Raw genomic sequence first — 16,775 nt, forward strand, 5'->3', positions numbered from 1 at the left:
GACGAAAGTAATTGCAAAATGCCTGCCATTGTTAAAGTACAACTTTCCTTAGAAGATTTAGCACAAGTAATATCTTCTCTTAATTTAGAAGAAAAACTACGATTACAACAGATGATTGAGCAACAAATTTTTGAAGCTGAAGAGTCTTTGTATGAGGATGATGCGGAGACACAAGTAGAAATTCAAGCAGTTCGTAATGAATACGCAGTTGGCGAATATAGAACTGTGGATGAGTATATCGCTAGACGCTCAAAGCAGAAATCATGAGTTATGCTGTCATTATTTCCAAGTCGGTACAAAAACAAATAGACATTCTACCAGATGATGTGAGTATGCGTGTTTTGGAGAAAATTCAAAACCTCGCAGATGAGCCACGTCCTGATGGAGTTGTAAAATTAAAAAATTTTGATAACGAATACCGCATCCGAGTTGGTGATTATAGAATACGGTATGAGATTAATGATGAAAGTCAACTAGTACGGATTTTACAATGTAAACATCGGAGAGATGTTTATAAAAATCACAAATGATGATGGGTATTATTGAGCATCTACAAAGGAATTTCCGAAACGCAAAATTACATTTTTACTGCTTTAATACACGAAGTATTGTTTAGGAAATAGCCCGTGTATTTAAACAGTATAAATCACCGATTTCAAGTTAGTAATTACAAATTACTTGTTCGCAATTGTCCGCAGGCGGCATCAGCTTCTAAACCACGGGAATAGCGGACGCTAACGGCGATTTTTTGCTGTTGCAGAACTTTCACAAAAGCTTGAATGCGATCGCTCTTCGGTCGTTTATAATCAACTTCCTGAATGGGATTATAGGGGATTAAATTGACGTGACTTTGAAAGCCTCGTAGACGCTTGGCTAGTTCTAGGGCGTGTTCTGGTAAATCGTTCACACCAGCTAGTAAAATGTATTCAAAACTCACGCGTCTACCTGTAATTTCTACATATTCTCGACATTCAGCTAGTAAATCCTCAATGGGATAGGGGCGCGCACTAGGTATAATTTTTTCTCGTAGGGCTTGGTTAGGGGCGTGGAGACTCACAGCCAGAGTTACTTGTAGATGGTTTTGCGCTAACTCACGAATACGATCGCGAATTCCCACTGTAGAAATTGTCAGCGATCGCTGTCCAATTCCCACATCTTGATTTAAGGATTTTACCGCATCTAAAACACTTTCCGTATTTAACAACGGTTCACCCATGCCCATAAATACCACATGACTCACCCGTTGTTGAAAATCTTCCTGTACTGTTAAGACTTGATCAACAATTTCATGTCTGCCTAAATTCCGCTTGTAGCCACCTTTACCAGTAGCGCAGAAATCACACGCCATCGGACATCCCACTTGAGTAGAAACGCAGACAGTTAATCGTTTCTCGGTGGGAATTCCTACTGTTTCTACAATCTGCCCATCGGATAGTTGCAAAAGATACTTAACTGTGCCATCCGGTGCAACGGAACGATAATGAATCTGAGAACGCCCGACGGGGATATCTGCGACATCGGTGCGCCATTGCTTAGGAAATACGGAAATATCCGCTAGCGATCGCACTCCCTTGTGATATATCCAATCATGGAGTTGCTTTCCTCTGTAGGCGGGTTGTCCTTGCTGTTGTACCCATGCAGTTAACTCCGTCACTGAAGCACCAAGTAACGGAGGTAAAGTTGCGGTTTCTGGAATGGTTGAGTTAGCTGAGGAAACAAGGGGCGTAGCAGACATAAAAAATCACAAGTTCAAGCTCTGAATCTCTATACTACAACCTTCAACTTAATTTAGTCGGGAATCCATCCTCAAACCATAAGGTAGCGATCGCCATTTTTCTCTGATTTACTGAGAAACCCTGAGTAAATCAGGGGATTAGGGAGTTTCAAGCTGCTAGCCAGAGGGCGGCGTTATGCACGTAGGTTTTGATGTCTTTTAAGGCTTGTGGTTCGGTTTTCATGCCTGTTCCTGGTGCTTCATCGACGAAGGAAGGACAACCTTTGTCAATGTCCCAATTGTAATCAACAAAGTGATGGAAACTGGAATGAGCGATCGCTCTTCCTAATCTGTTTCCTGCGGTGTCTATGTAATGTTCCATCGCCACCACTAGGTTAAATTTCCGCCCTGTAACTATACTTTCACCAAAAGCAATGACACTTGCTGTTGAGTCTGGTTGCACACCTATGCCGCCTTCGTGGGGATGGGATGGAAACAATTCAACTAACTCAGTTGGTGAATCAGGATTCTGTAGTAGGGGATGATTTGGTTCGGCGGGGATGATTTTTTGGTAGTCACCATTTGCACCGGAATGATAATTCGGCCAGGAAATATAAGTAGTGTGGGGATCGTCGCGAGTCCAGCGAGAATCATCAGGGTCGGGATTTTTGGTATTAAAATAATGCAAATCGCCAATGTCTACAATGCCACACATGGAACAGCCCATATCTTGATGATCGCGTGTGGAAAGAATTCCCCCACCCCGCTTTCTAAAGGCGTTAATTCCGGCAATATCTTTGGCTGTTAACCCATCACCAATATCTAGGGCAAATAACCATAATTGATTAAAATCTGATTGGTCTAAACTACTTAAAATCGGATCATCTCCTGCTGCATCTGACAGGCGATCGCGTCCTGTGACTATAAATAATTGTTGTCCTGTTTCATCTTTAATTGATTCTAGATATTCTTTTAGCAGAGAGAATCTAGAAATATTCCAGTCATCCTCAACTGAGGGAATTGTGGTTTGTAGCAGAATGTGGATTTGTCTAGACATAGTTGTTGTGAATATTATTCCTAATACTTATATTTTATGGAATACTGTACAACAAATTTTTTCGTTAAAAAAATCCCCAATTTTTTTGAAAAATCAGAGAAGTTAAAATCAACTATTATTGCTAAATACAGAGCAAGAACAGACTAGATATTTTGAGTGCAAGATGATAATTATCAAAGTATTTCCAAGTTCTCAATAGTCAGATATATTTCTTCATCAGCTATTTGAGCATTGTAATCGACATTAATTTGGGTGGGATAACCATATTGAGGATTGTAACTTATATCTAAACTTGCGGCTTGCCGTTGAATGGCATCGCCAATCACATTAAAAAGTTTGGGGATTGTATTATAATTTTGGAAAAATTCGGGATTACTCACTGGCTGACCTGTAGCTACTGAAGTAACAGAAACTGTTCTACCGTTGCGAACTTCAATTACTACAGGGCCTCTGGCATCAGGTATACAAAAACAACCATTACTAAATGTGTAGCGATAGTTAACAACATTTCTGCTATTCCATAAAGTGCGGTTAAATCTCAATCTTCTGGCTTCTAAGTTCAGTTTTCTATTCGCTGATATCTGGGCTACCTCTACGGTAGATTGAGACATCACAGGTAAATTCATTCCTAAAGAAAATAATAATCCGGCACTAAGAATCAGGGGTAATCGCATAGTTATCCTCTGTGATGTTAATAGGGAAATTTAGAATATTTCGCTGGATTTTTGAGTACAATCTCTATTTTTTATGAGATTATTTAAGCTGATATTATTTTTTGATTAAAAATAATACCGAATTAAGAACTAAAAATTCATCAGTAAAATCGGGGTGTGTTATGCAGTTATTAACGCACCCTCAAAACACTTAATATTTCGTAAAATTTCTATATTTTAATTCGCAGCTTTCTTACTAAAAATTCGGTAGTAAAGCCAATTGCTCATTTCCTTGATAGGGAATAGTAAATAGGTGATGGGATTGATAGTCACGATAATATTGCGGAAATCACGCCGGGCTAAAAACAAAATTGCACGGGCTACCTGTGGTGCGGACATTACGCCATAGGGGTTAAGTTGACTTTTAAAAGGCCCTAAAATTAATTTGCGAATTACACAATCACTATTTAAGCGTTTCAGCGTGACTAAATCTCCCAAGGTGCGTTTGCTGAGTTCATAGAGTGGACTTAACGCCGGATTTACCTCAGCCTCAGATGTATTCACCCAAATTTCTTTAGTGGCTTTAGCTTGTGGCCCGGTGATAGTAGCAATAAATATATCCATTAACCGCAGTGCAGAAAAGGTATTGATTTCATAGGAAGAGTTAATGGCTTGTGATGTGCGATCACTATAAACATTCACACCGTGGTTAATAATCAAAATATCGACTTTTTCTAGACTGGCTTTTAGCTCCGCTTCATTACCTAATTGCCAAGAAATTACTTTGACACCGTTATCCGTTGGTAATTTATCTGGGTTGGTAGTTAAAGCCACAACTTTAGCATTTTTCTTCAGTAATTCTGCTGTTAATGCTTGTCCTAAAGCACCTGATGCACCAGTAATAGCAATGGTTTTACCTTTGAGAGATAGGGCTGTTCCCAAAACCTTATCTACCAAAGAAAATACACCACTATAGTAAGCATTAACATCATCAAAATGGTGTCGCCAGTGATAGGAACGATTCACCAACCACATGGAAGGTATGGTATCTAAAGGCCCTGGTTGGTGATTATAGTCTGTATCAATTGTGCCTTGGGAATATCGCAAGTATGCAGCAGACAAAAACACAATGTTGTAACCTACCCCCAACCATAAACCCCATTGCCGGAAAATTAGGGCAATTAAAATTGATGCCGTGAATAAAATACCTGATTCTAAAACGTCGTGATACAGCTGAGATTCCTGATAAGCCTTGAGGGAAACTATAGATAAATCACGACGATATGCAGTGTGATGTTTATTGTGGAATTTACCCAGCCAAATAATTTTATGACACAAAGCATGGTAGATATCTCTAAGTATTTCCGTGAGGAAGAGGGAAAATAAACCCCAGCTAACAAACTGTAAACCAGTGTTTACCAGATCCCAATTGACTTGTAATTTGTTTGTAATTTCAGTGAAGCTTTCCAGCATTTTTTTTGCTCGCCACTTGTCTTAATCTTTTTTCATATTGTGATCAGGATAGATTAAGAACAAGTTACAAAGCAAACTAAAATTTGGTGGGGATTGGGGATTGGGGATTGGGGACTGGGGATTGGGGACTGGGAGACAAGGGAGACAAGGGATATTCTTTCCCCATATTCTATGCCCAATGCGCCATACCCAATGCGCCATACCCAATGCGCCATACCCAATGCGCTATGCCCAATGCGCCATGCCCAATGCGCCATGCCCCCCTGCGCCCTGCCCCCTGCACCAATTCCTCTTCGCGTTGGGATAGACTGTACAATTCTCTTGTTAGCATTAACTTAAGTTTAAGTGTCATCTGTGGACAACTGAACTGTACAGGTGGCGTTTTATTAGGAGAATAACAGTTTCATGAAGCTCGGAAAACCTTCCCAAGAATGTGCAGTTAGAGTGATGGACACAATTCCATTGTTGATGCGGTTTATCCGAGCTGATATGCGGAGTCATAGTGCTGATTCTCTTTCAATACCACAATTGCGATCGCTGGCGTTTTTGAAGCGTCGTCCCGGTGCTTCACTATCGGAGGTAGCAGATCATCTCGGTGTCACCTGTGCGACAGCTTCAACCACTATTGAGCGACTAGTGCAGCGTCATCTGGTACAGCGTACTGATCATCCCCAGGAACGGCGGCGGATAGTCCTCAATTTAACACCGGCAGGTAAGGATTTATTAGAGCAGTCTCAAGATAAAACTCGCGCCCACATCTCTGATATTTTAGAGGATTTGACACCAGAACAGATCATCCAAATTGAACATAGTTTGATGCTGTTAAAAAACGTTTTTGAGAAAACGGAACTATCTCCCTAAGTAGAACGACTTGAAAAAACCAACCTATGTGAAGTAATGTAAAAAGATTGGAATCTAGTTCGTAGTAAGGACTACCCTTCGGGAACGCTTCGCGAACAGTCCTTATCAGAGGACTAAAGTCCTCTCTTTGAGACGCTTGCGCGTAGCTTGCTTCTCCGGAGGGGTACACTACAAACCTTGAATTATTTACACCGTTCTACTTAATCGCAGGATGATATTAATTGGTTAACGATACATGGACAATCTTTTTTTTAACATTTGAATTTTTTCTTCAACTATTACAACCTCTATGCTATTTTTCTGATATCTTGTCTGTAGCTGTGTCAGTTCCCCTTTGAGGGTGAGTATTTTCTTTTGAATTGCTTGAGAAACAGCATTATTCAATGTGCTTTTACTTTTAGAACCAATAACTTTTGACCAGCGATCGCGCAAATTTTTCACATCTAGTTCAGCTACCGTAATTTGTGGCGATACTTTCGGATATCTGGCATACAGTAACGCTGTTTCAACTTCTAAATTAACAACTTTATTAACTAAATGATTGGCTAATATCTGATTCAACATCTCTTTACTTCCACCAACTTTTAAATAGTGTTGATGTAGAGCTTTAATCTTACTATCAATATTTACAACTTGAGGTGAATTGTCCCAATAACGGGATAGCAATAAAGCACGCTCACCCTCTAATTTGGCGATTTCTGATGCTAATGAATTCCTAGACGATTCAGCATTAATAGGCAAACTTGCTACAGCAGTTTGTGACGTAATATGATGATCATTGGTAATTGCTGCTTGAGCGTCGCCAATCATAGGAATCATGCCCAACATCATCAAACCAGATGTAAATATTTTTATATAGATTCGCACAAAATACTCCTTTTTGGGGAAAACTGTAAATTTAATCTATCATACTAGTTTTTCTATAGGACTTATATTTGACTTCTGAAAAAAATCAGTAAAGTTTTCTTCACCTGTTCCTTGTTCCCTGATTACCTAGCTTCAAGTTAAAATTTTTATTTATATTCTGTCAATATAAATTACTCTAATGACACAATTAACAGCTAAAGATTGGATATCGATTAAACGGCAGTTAACTCCTTATATATTTTTACTACCGGCTTTACTGCTCTTGAGTTTAACTGTATTTTGGCCTGCACTACAGGCGTTTTACCTTAGCTTCACTAGCTATGAAGATATTAGTCAACCAGCACAGTGGATAGGAATGAAGAATTTCCTGCGTTTGTGGGAAGACAAAGTTTTTTGGAAAACTTTAGAAAATACTTTCCTCTATCTTGTGGGTGTAGTTCCTGTTTTAGTTATCTTACCTCTAGGATTAGCAATTTTAGTGAACCAAAAACTGCGCGGAATTAATTGGTTTCGCGCCGCATATTACACACCAGTAGTAATTTCTATGGTAGTTGCGGGGATAGCTTGGAAGTGGCTATACGCAGAGAAAGGATTGTTAAATGAATTGCTGAAAAGTTTCGGTCTTTTTCCAGAAGGTATCCCTTGGTTAACTGATGGTGTTCCCCCAATTAGGTTATTTGGCGTTGTACCTATTCCCTTAGCTAGTGTCATGTTAGTTACTATCTGGAAAGGATTAGGCTATTACATGGTAATTTACTTAGCAGGACTACAATCTATTCCGGCTGATGTGTATGAAGCCGCAGCAATTGACGGTTCAGATGGTATTCGTAAACATTGGGATATTACTGTGCCTTTAATGCAACCTTATATTGCTTTAGTAGCGGTAATTTCTGCAATTTCTGCAACTAAAGTCTTTGAAGAAGTGTACATTATGACTCAAGGCGGCCCTTTAAATAGATCCAAAACAATTGTTTACTATTTATATGAGCAAGCGTTTAGTAATTTGGAAATTAGTTATGCTTGCACCATTGGTTTAGTATTATTTCTCATCATTTTAGGATTATCTGTTTTGCGACTAATAGTTAGTCAACCAGGGGGCGATAATCTAGTTTAAAATTACGAATTTTAGATTTTAGATAGATAATTTTTGAGTCACGCCCCTACACATTTGATGACTCCTATGTTACATTAAGTAGTGGAATAGTAATACATCAGCCAAGCTATAGGGTGGGTTCTGGATACCTAACTGGTGCGCCAACCTCTGGATTGAGTGTATACCGCAAAGCAGATGCGTCACTACTCCCGCCCCGTTTGATAGGAGTGGGTTTTTGCCTACATCAAACGCCCTGAAAGTAAGCTCGTTGGATAGAGCGATCGACTCATAATCGATAGGTTGTAGGTTCGAGTCCTGCACTTTCTCCCCCGTCCGAAAGGACACTACTCTGTAAAAGTAGCAAATTCAACGAATTTGATTTGATTAAAAACTCTGCAATGTAGGCTTACTGCTGAATTATCAGTGGTAGCAGTGAAGAAGCTAGAGTGATTGTTTCTCTCCCTAACTTGAGTATGTCCCTTCAGTTCCGGTCTAAAACCGATAAACTGAACGGTATATTTGATGACTGTTATCGATAGTAAAATTACCTTTGGGTAGTTTTGGCGATCGCAGTTATCTTAATCCAGTTTTGGAGACGCACTTCACCCGCAACTAAACTGTAAACGCCTACATTTGCAGAGTTTAAAAACATAATGTAGTATATGTAGCATAATGTTTTCTATGGTTTACTGATTTCCCGATGAACAAGTTTTAGTCATGTCAAAATTCGAGAACCAACTAGAAACGTTTCACGCTGCAAATCGTCAAGCATGGCGCGAATGGTTAGAGGAGAACCATCAAAGTTCTGTTGGTGTATGGTTAATTTACTATAAAGTCAAAAGTAAAAAACCAAGCATTAGATATAGTGAAGCAGTTCAAGAAGCTTTATGTTTTGGTTGGATTGATAGTAAAGTTAAATCTCTAGATGCAGAGCGTTATATGCAAATATTTACGCCGCGTAAAACCAAAAGTGTGTGGTCAAAATTAAATAAGCAATATATAACAGAATTAATTGCCCAAGGTTTAATGACGGAGGCTGGTTTAGTAAAAATTACAGCCGCCCAACAAGACGGTTCATGGACTATTTTAGACGCGATTGAGGAATTAATTATCCCAGAAGACTTACAAGAAGCATTAGCAGTGAATGAAGTTGCAAATAATTACTTTGTAGGCTTTAGTAACTCAACCAAAAAGAATATTCTCTTTTGGATTACTAGCGCGAAACGTCCAGAAACAAGAAAGAAGCGAATTGAGCAAACCATAAATTCAGCAGCACAAAATAAAAGTCCCTTATCAGTAATTTTCTAAGTTTTAACTTTGATTAGTAGGTGAAAATTATATGTGGAAAACATTTTACATCAAGCCTCATGAAATTGGGGTTCTGTATCATCGCAGTGATTTTAAGAAAATCTTGACTCCTGGAACTTATTTTTATTTAGGGGTGAATTGGCAGGTAAAAACCTATGACCTCAATTATCCAGAGGCCAATATAGAAAATTTAGAACTTTTATGGCGGAATCACAGTGAGGAATTACAGAGACACTTATTAGTAGTGCGTACAGCATTTAATCAAGCGGCTTTAGTGCGGTGCGGTCAAACTTGGGTGAGTGTTGCCCCTAATCAACTAGTAGCTTTTTGGCGTGGTTTTATTGAAGTCGAATCTCATGTTTTCAACTTAAATGAAAGCTTAGAATTACCTGCTGAATTTGTGCAGCAATTACGGGGAATTTATTTAAGTGGAATTCAAACTTTTCAAGTTTCTGAACATGAAATTGGATTGCTGTATGTGCAGAATAACTTTGTTCGTCCACTAGAACCAGGAGAATATGCTTTTTGGGATGTAAATAGAAGTGTGGCGGTGAAAACTCTCAGCCGGATTTTACCGAATCCAGAATTTCCCCTAGAGGACGCGCTAATTCAACGACATCCTGAATTTGTGGCGGCTTATTGTGAAATAGTGCAATTACAAAATCACCAAGTTGCGATCGCCCGTTATCAAGGCAAAGTCATCTCTATTCTACCGCCATGCAGCCGCAAACTATTTTGGCGGGGTGTGGAAGTGGAAGTAATTGACATCAGCACTGAGACTAAATTGTCTTCTCGCTTAGTGACAGAGTTAGTTTCTGGTTTACCAGAGACTTTAGTCTTGAGTCGCAATTTTCTGCATATCTGCGAAGTGCGCCCGCAAAACATCGGGTTACTATATATCAATCAAGAGTTTCAAACACAACTACAACCAGGAAAACACGCTTGGTGGCTATTTGGACGTTCCTTACAAACGGAAGTCTTTGACTTGCGTCAGCAAACTCTGGAAGTCTCTGGACAAGACATCCTCTCCAAAGATAAAGTCCCCTTACGTTTAAACTTAACAGCAGGCTATCGTATTGTAGACCCCTCACCGCGAGGAATGGACTAGTAGATATTACTGGATATCTATATAAAGAATTACAGTTTGCTCTACGTGCTGCCGTGGGTGAAAAAGCTTTAGATGCTTTATTGGAAGATAAAGGTGTAATTGACCAGAGTATTTTTGAATACATTAGTCAAAAAACTTCCGCCTACGGAATTGCAGTAGATTCCGTAGGTATTAAAGACATCATTCTCCCTGGCGAGATTAGAACAATTTTGAGCAAAGTAGTAGAAGCGGAAAAAGCCGCCCAAGCCAACGTAGTTCGTCGTCGTGAAGAGACAGCTGCTACTCGCAGTATGTTAAATACAGCCAAGGTGATGGAAGATAACCCCATCGCGTTACGATTGAAGGAATTGGAAGTATTAGAAAGGATTGCTGAAAAAATTGAGAAAATTCAAGTTAATGGGAGTTTAGATAGTATTTTGACCGAATTAATTCAGATTAACCGCAATTAATCATTGGTCATTAGTCATTAGTCAGTTGAGGCGGGTTATGTGAGATATTCACCCTAGAAAAAAATATTTTGGTCAAACCCGCCCCTACATTTAGTTATTAGTCAGTTCATGTTATTTTCATATATAAATTAAACCTTGGATTCATAAAAACCAAGGTTTAATTGTTTGCCCTCTCACTTACTAAAAGTAAGTGTAGGTCTTTTACCCCGGATATTTGGTTTAACGTACTAATTGCTGGCCAATGTACGTAAATTAAGAACTCCTCACACACCTCACACACTATTGATCTGACCACGAAAACAAGTACACAACTCTCTTACTGATGATGATGGATTTCAGCCATTCATCTGCTTTAAAGTTAGCTGTTTACTAGTTAGTATTTATCGTCCTGGAGATTGAAAGATACATCAGCAATGACTAATCTTTAGATAGAGACTCAATTTATTTTTATAGTTAAAACTCATAGAAATTCCCATGAGCAACCAATGACAATTAGAACACTGGGATTAGCATCAAATCTATATGATTACTTGATATCTGTTTCCTTACGTGAAGCCGAAATACTAACTAAATTACGCCAAGAAACAGCCCAACATCCAATGGGGAGAATGCAAATTGCACCAGAACAAGGACAATTTATCACTTTATTAGTGCAATTATTAGGAGCAAAGAAAACCTTAGAAATAGGAGTATTTACAGGTTATAGTTCCCTAGTAGTGGCGTTAGCGTTACCACCTGAAGGGCAGATAGTAGCTTGTGATACTAGTGAAGAGTTTACAGCGATCGCCCGCCGTTATTGGCAACAAGCAGGAGTAGACCATAAAATTAACCTCCACATCGCCCCAGCCCTAGAAACTTTAGATAATTTACTTGCCGCAGGACAAGCAGAGACATTTGACTTTGCTTTTATAGATGCAGACAAAAGCAACTATGAAAACTATTATGAGCGATCGCTGCAACTAGTCCGCCCTGGTGGACTAATAGCCATTGATAATGTTCTGTGGTCAGGAAGAGTTGCAGACCCCCAAATCCAAGATAATCGCACCAAAAAAATCCGCGCCTTCAATGAAAAACTACTACAAGACCAGCGAGTTAATATCAGTCTCGTCCCCATAGGCGACGGCTTGACTCTAGCCTTAAAGCAAGGGAACAAGTGATAGGTGATACTGAACCTGAATTTTCACGCTATGTAAAAATACTAGGATTCAGTTCGTAGTAAGGACTTTAGTCCTTTTCTGTTCGCGGAACATCTCGGAAAGAGAACTAAAGTTCTCACTACAAACCTCTGACTTTTCAATCATAATTTGCGCTTTTTTCTCTGTTGAGAAACTGTTATGCTGAGGAAAATCAGTATAATCTCGTAATATTATTGTTAAGTTATGGAACCAGTAACCTTAACAGCCGTAGGAACTGCGATCGCTACTATAGTTTTAACTAAGGCTTTAGAAAAAACAGGCGAAAAGCTGGGAGAAGCAGCAATAGAAAAAAGTAACGAGTTAATCGCCAAGCTACGCCAGAAAAATAAGCTGCCCTTGTTAGCCAATACGTCACAGGAAGACACACAGCAGCCGTTAGATTATGGTCAAGCCTTGTTGGAGTTGAAAGCCGCAGCCGATAAAGATGACGATATTGCTCAATCGGTGCGGGAAGTAGAAGCGACAATCAATCAAGATAAATCCCCCAAGGCTGAGGAAATTCAAAAATTAGCCGCAGAAATTCAAGCGCAGCCATCAATTGTTAATAACTTTGCCAAGTTAGCAGAAAGTATCCAAGCTGAAAAAGGGGCAATGGTTGCCCAACAAATTACAATTGGGGAACAGCACAACACATACAACTGACTACAGTCGCCCAGACAGGAACGGGTAAAGTTAAATCCTGAAATACCGCAAAATTTACCCCTGAGTGGAGTGGTGAAATTTGTCGGACGTGATGAAGAACTGCAACAACTCCATAAACTATTGCAGGAAAATAACCAAGTGCTGACTGAGCGTAGTCGAAGTGTAGCCATTGCGGCTATTTTGGGAATGGGTGGACTGGGTAAAACAGAACTCGCCTTGCAATATGCCATGATACAGCACGAAAACTACAAAGGTGGACTGTGCTGGTTACAGGCGAAAGTTGAGGACTTTGGCGTTCAAGTGGTGCAGTTTGCCAGAACTCAGCTTGATTTAAAGCCACCAGAAGAATTTGATTTACCTGCACAAGTACAATACTGCTGGCGGAATTGGCGTGAGGGTAATGTGCTGCTGGTGGTGGATGATGTTACAGATTACCAGCAAATCAAACCTTACCTACAGGGCGCATCTTCCAGATTTAAAGTGTTGATGACTACGCGCCAAAAGTTGGGTGCAGCCATCAAGCAATTATCTTTAGATGTATTACAACCAGATGCAGCGTTGGAGTTGTTACGGTCTTTGCTGGCAAAAACACCAGGGCGAATTGAGAGAGAATTAGATGTAGCAAAACAGTTGTGTGAATGGCTGGGGTATTTGCCTTTGGGTTTAGAGTTGGTGGGGCGATATCTGGCGCGGAAGCAGGATTTGTCTATATCGAAAATGATGGGGCGATTAAAGGAAAAGGAAAAGCCGCTAGAACAACCTGCACTTGTCAAGCCAGAAGCCGATATGACAGCACAAAGGGGAGTGCAAGCAGCCTTTGAGTTGAGTTGGCAGGAATTAGGAGAGAATGATAAATTATTAGGCTGTGTACTCAGTTTATTTGCATCTGCACCCATACCTTGGGAATTAGTAGAACAGAACTTAACAGAGGAATATGAGGGCGAGTTAGAGGAAATTCGGGATGATAAATTACTGAATCTGCATTTACTCCAGCGCAAAGGTGAGGGAATTTATCAACTACATCCCTTACTGCGGGAATTTTTCCAATCTAAGTTTACAGGTTTAGAGCAAGCAGAGGAATATAAGGGATGGTTTTGTCAGGTAATGGTAGCAGTTGCTCAAGAAATTCCTCAGACTCCTACCCTTGAGGAAATTAACGCTGTTTCCCTTGCCATACCACACATAGCTGAAGTAGCAAACAATCTCATTCAATACGTCAGTGATGAAAATTTAACTTTGCCTTTCGTCGGCTTGAGTCGCTTTTATAAAGGACAAGGATTATATACCCAAGCCGAACCTTGGTGTCAGCAGTGTTTATCAACACTACAAAACCGCTTGGGAGACAATCATCCCGATGTCGCCACTAGCCTCAACAACTTGGCTGAAGTCTACTATTTCCAAGGAAAGTACGACCAAGCCGAACCCCTGTATCTCCAAGCTTTAGCACTCGATAAACGCCTGCTGGGAGACAATCATCCCTCAGTCGCCACTAGCCTCAATAACTTGGCATTACTCTACAATTCTCAAGGAAAGTACGACCAAGCCGAACCCCTGTTTCTCCAAGCTATAGAACTCTATAAACGTCTGCTGGGAGACAACCATCCCGATGTCGCCACTAGCCTCAACAACTTGGCACTATTCCACGAATCCCAAGGAAAGTACGACCAAGCCGAACCCCTGTATCTCCAAGCTTTAGAACTCAGACAACGCCTGCTCGGAGACAATCATCCCTATGTCGCCAGTACCCTCAACAACTTGGCATTACTCTACAAATCCCAAGGAAAGTACGACCAAGCAGAACCCTTGTATCTCCAAGCTTTAGAACTCAGACAACGCCTGCTCGGAGACAATCATCCCTATGTCGCCAGTACCCTCAACAACTTGGCATCACTCTACTATTCCCAAGGAAAGTACGACCAAGCCGAACCCCTGTATCTCCAAGCTTTAGCACTCAGACAACGCCTACTGGGAGACAATCATCCCGATGTCGCCACCAGCCTTAACAACTTGGCATTACTCTACTATTCCCAAGGAAAGTACGAACAAGCCGAACCCCTGTATCTCCAAGCTTTAGAACTCTATAAACGCCTGCTGGGAGATAATCATCCCCTTGTTGCCCTAAGCCTCAACAACTTGGCATTACTCTACTATTCCCAAGGAAAGTACGACCAAGCCGAACCCCTGTTTCTCCAAGCTATAGAACTCTATAAACGTCTGCTGGGAGACAACCATCCCGATGTCGCCACTAGCCTCAACAACTTGGCACTATTCCACGAATCCCAAGGAAAGTACGAGCAAGCCGAACCCCTTTTACTCCAAGCTTTAGAACTCTATAAACTCCTGCTGGGAGACAATCATCCCAATGTCGCCCTAAGCCTCAACAACTTGGCTGCACTCTACCGTTCCCAAGGAAAGTACGACCAAGCCGAACCCCTGTATCTCCAAGCTTTAGAACTCTATAAATGCCTGCTGGGAGACAATCATCCCAATGTCGCCCTAAGCCTCAACAACTTGGCATTACTCTACCATTCCCAAGGACTTTACCAGCGAGCCGAATTTCTGTATTCCCAAGCTTTGAATATTTTGGAGCGCAGTTTAGGAGGGAATCATCCTCATACTGTGACTGTGCGTGAGAATTTAGCAAATTTACGCGATTATCTCTAATGAGAACAGGAAAATTTACCTTCCCAACCTCATCACTCTAGCTTTTATCTCCAAGTTTCGTGCTTTGAACTCAAAGTTTCATGTTCAGAACCCGAACTTTCGTGTTGCAAACGAGAATGTTCCTGTTTTCAACTAAAGTATTCTTGTTTCCAGTGAGAACGTTCTTGTTCTAAAGGAGAATGTTTTTGTTTCAAACGAGAACTTTCCTGTTTCCAGTGAGAATGTTCCTGTTTCAACGGAGAATCTTCTAGTAAGTAGGGTGCGTCAGTGCGAGAAAACCTAACTATACCAAGGGATTATTCATACTGACGCACCCTACCAACTAATGACTAATGACTATCTTCACTTCTTCGGCCAACGCCAATTGTAGCGATTCCACTCATACATACCTTGAATCTCGTATTCAGTACCGTTGTAGAAACGCACAACGCAGCTAGTAGAAGTATCTTCCTCCTGATGAACTTCATTAATCTGAATCACAATCGAAAGAAACCATTCGCGTTTGCAAGGGCCATCATCTTGCACCCATTCCCATAGGGCATTGGAAACTTCAATGCGATCGCCTATTCTGAGTTTTAAAGCATCCTCAAAATAGGCATACTTATCGAAGTGATACGACTCGACACGATTTAACCATTGCAAACCGTAGCGTTCTCGGATAAACTGCACCTTACCTGAGTCGTTGTTATTTAACCAATCGTTGAGTAACTGCACCTTCCAAGTCCGGTTTTGCTGTTCCTCCGTCTTGACAAACTCTAGGAATATCTCTAATTCCTCTGGAGTCAGTTCATCTAGAGGGTTAGGCGCATCTGATTTGCCAGACTTAGACTGCTTGTAAATTTCCTCGACTAATTGTAGTAAAATTTCCTTCTGCCTATCAGTGAGAGGACAGCTGGCTGCATCACAACGATTAAAAGCTGCTAGCAAAGCTGTTGTTATCTCATCTGGTGTCATAAGTTAATACTAATCGAGAAGCTGATTTAATAATTATTACAAAAGTTAAATAGAAGTTTCTAGTTATTAGGGAGCAGGTTATGGGGAATAGGTTATAGATTATAGGTTATGGGTTACAGGGAACAGGGAACAGGGAACAGATGATAATAGTTGTTCTCTTCCAGTCCCCAGTCCCCAGCGATGCACTGAGCTTGTCGAAGTGTCCCCAATCCCTATCCCCAACGTTATAAAGTTTAACTATGTTTCCTTGCTACCTTATACAGTTATGGAAAAGAAAATCCGCCTAGCACTCAATTTCAAATACTCAAGACTGATTACAGCCATCTTGATGTCCTGTCTCATCGCATTGATTTCGTGGGTATGGACTCCTGTGGCTGTAGCGTTAACACAGATTAAACTCTCTAATTTATCTTATAAGGAGTGTCCAGCCGAATTGGCTCAAGGGGCTGTAACTAGTAGTGGTAGCGGGGCTGCTAATTGCTTTATTGTTACTGGTAAAGCCGAAAATAGCACTCGTAAAACTGTCTACGATGCAGATATTTATGGGCGCATATATGATGCAAACAATGATGCCATATTACAAAATCGTTCCCGCCTTGGTTCTATTCCAGAAGTTCCCCCAGGAACCAGTGATTTTGAATTGAGAATTTCTGTACCTGCAATTCAACCTTTACCTTTAAAACTCAAGCAATTCAAAGCTTCTGGATTTAGCGCGCAAATTCGCAAATAATCTCAA

At 40.5% G+C, this 16,775-nt stretch carries 16 protein-coding genes, 1 tRNA gene and 1 pseudogene; 12 read left to right on the top strand and 6 right to left on the bottom strand.

The window, feature by feature from the left end:
* Positions 1 to 18: 18 nt before the first annotated feature.
* Complete coding sequence (locus tag CV014_RS09005; protein ID WP_236141714.1) at positions 19 to 267, top strand: hypothetical protein; 249 nt, start codon at positions 19 to 21, stop codon at positions 265 to 267.
* Positions 264 to 530, top strand: coding sequence for a type II toxin-antitoxin system RelE family toxin (locus CV014_RS09010; RefSeq protein WP_236141715.1), 267 nt, complete (start codon positions 264 to 266; stop codon positions 528 to 530). The genes CV014_RS09005 and CV014_RS09010 overlap by 4 nt, the downstream gene beginning before the upstream one ends.
* A gap of 137 nt (positions 531 to 667) precedes the next feature.
* Here the strand turns inward: CV014_RS09010 and rlmN are convergent, their stop codons facing one another.
* From rlmN to CV014_RS09030, 4 genes are all read right to left on the bottom strand, one after another.
* Positions 668 to 1,735 (bottom strand): 23S rRNA (adenine(2503)-C(2))-methyltransferase RlmN, encoded by a 1,068-nt coding sequence (rlmN, locus tag CV014_RS09015; protein ID WP_236141716.1) that lies wholly within the window; start codon positions 1,733 to 1,735, stop codon positions 668 to 670.
* Positions 1,736 to 1,883: 148 nt separating this feature from the next.
* On the bottom strand, positions 1,884 to 2,771 hold the full coding sequence (locus tag CV014_RS09020; protein ID WP_236141717.1) for a hypothetical protein: 888 nt from the start codon (positions 2,769 to 2,771) through the stop codon (positions 1,884 to 1,886).
* A 173-nt stretch (positions 2,772 to 2,944) separates the two neighbouring features.
* Entirely contained in the window at positions 2,945 to 3,445 is a 501-nt protein-coding gene (locus CV014_RS09025; RefSeq protein WP_236141718.1) for a DUF6174 domain-containing protein, read from the bottom strand.
* Positions 3,446 to 3,661: 216 nt separating this feature from the next.
* Positions 3,662 to 4,897: a bifunctional sterol desaturase/short chain dehydrogenase gene (locus CV014_RS09030; RefSeq protein ID WP_236141719.1), complete on the bottom strand. Its 1,236-nt coding sequence runs from the start codon at positions 4,895 to 4,897 to the stop codon at positions 3,662 to 3,664.
* An 86-nt stretch (positions 4,898 to 4,983) separates the two neighbouring features.
* Here CV014_RS09030 and CV014_RS09035 point away from each other — a divergent pair, with 86 nt between their 5' ends.
* Entirely contained in the window at positions 4,984 to 5,295 is a 312-nt protein-coding gene (locus CV014_RS09035; RefSeq protein WP_236141720.1) for a hypothetical protein, read from the top strand.
* A gap of 7 nt (positions 5,296 to 5,302) precedes the next feature.
* Positions 5,303 to 5,758 carry a MarR family winged helix-turn-helix transcriptional regulator gene (locus CV014_RS09040; protein WP_236141721.1) on the top strand — a complete coding sequence of 152 codons (456 nt, stop codon included), beginning with the start codon at positions 5,303 to 5,305 and terminating at the stop codon, positions 5,756 to 5,758.
* Between the two features lie 225 nt (positions 5,759 to 5,983).
* On the opposite strand, the gene CV014_RS09045 is transcribed toward CV014_RS09040, so the two are convergent.
* The gene (locus CV014_RS09045; RefSeq protein WP_236141722.1) at positions 5,984 to 6,625 is read right to left on the bottom strand and encodes a hypothetical protein; all 642 of its coding nucleotides are present in this window, start codon (positions 6,623 to 6,625) and stop codon (positions 5,984 to 5,986) included.
* A 178-nt stretch (positions 6,626 to 6,803) separates the two neighbouring features.
* On the opposite strand from CV014_RS09045, the gene CV014_RS09050 reads away from it, so the two are divergent.
* From CV014_RS09050 to CV014_RS09080, 7 genes and pseudogenes are all read left to right on the top strand, one after another.
* Complete coding sequence (locus CV014_RS09050) at positions 6,804 to 7,739, top strand: carbohydrate ABC transporter permease (protein WP_236141723.1); 936 nt, start codon at positions 6,804 to 6,806, stop codon at positions 7,737 to 7,739.
* Between the two features lie 234 nt (positions 7,740 to 7,973).
* Positions 7,974 to 8,044 (top strand) — tRNA-Met (locus tag CV014_RS09055).
* A 391-nt stretch (positions 8,045 to 8,435) separates the two neighbouring features.
* The gene (locus CV014_RS09060) at positions 8,436 to 9,026 is read left to right on the top strand and encodes a YdeI/OmpD-associated family protein (RefSeq protein ID WP_236141724.1); all 591 of its coding nucleotides are present in this window, start codon (positions 8,436 to 8,438) and stop codon (positions 9,024 to 9,026) included.
* Positions 9,027 to 9,057: 31 nt separating this feature from the next.
* A pseudogene (locus CV014_RS09065) lies at positions 9,058 to 10,583 on the top strand (slipin family protein).
* Positions 10,584 to 11,068: 485 nt separating this feature from the next.
* Positions 11,069 to 11,740 carry a class I SAM-dependent methyltransferase gene (locus tag CV014_RS09070; RefSeq protein WP_236141725.1) on the top strand — a complete coding sequence of 224 codons (672 nt, stop codon included), beginning with the start codon at positions 11,069 to 11,071 and terminating at the stop codon, positions 11,738 to 11,740.
* 222 nt (positions 11,741 to 11,962) lie between these two features.
* On the top strand, positions 11,963 to 12,421 hold the full coding sequence (locus tag CV014_RS09075) for a hypothetical protein (RefSeq protein WP_236141726.1): 459 nt from the start codon (positions 11,963 to 11,965) through the stop codon (positions 12,419 to 12,421).
* A gap of 72 nt (positions 12,422 to 12,493) precedes the next feature.
* Entirely contained in the window at positions 12,494 to 15,085 is a 2,592-nt protein-coding gene (locus CV014_RS09080) for a tetratricopeptide repeat protein (RefSeq protein WP_442946896.1), read from the top strand.
* 342 nt (positions 15,086 to 15,427) lie between these two features.
* On the opposite strand, the gene CV014_RS09085 is transcribed toward CV014_RS09080, so the two are convergent.
* Positions 15,428 to 16,039 (bottom strand): hypothetical protein, encoded by a 612-nt coding sequence (locus tag CV014_RS09085; RefSeq protein ID WP_236141728.1) that lies wholly within the window; start codon positions 16,037 to 16,039, stop codon positions 15,428 to 15,430.
* 265 nt (positions 16,040 to 16,304) lie between these two features.
* Between CV014_RS09085 and CV014_RS09090 the strand changes: the two genes are divergently transcribed.
* Positions 16,305 to 16,769 (top strand): biotin carboxylase, encoded by a 465-nt coding sequence (locus CV014_RS09090; protein ID WP_236141729.1) that lies wholly within the window; start codon positions 16,305 to 16,307, stop codon positions 16,767 to 16,769.
* Positions 16,770 to 16,775: the final 6 nt, after the last annotated feature.

Source organism: Nostoc sp. CMAA1605, assembly GCF_021596505.1.
GTDB lineage: Bacteria > Cyanobacteriota > Cyanobacteriia > Cyanobacteriales > Nostocaceae > Trichormus.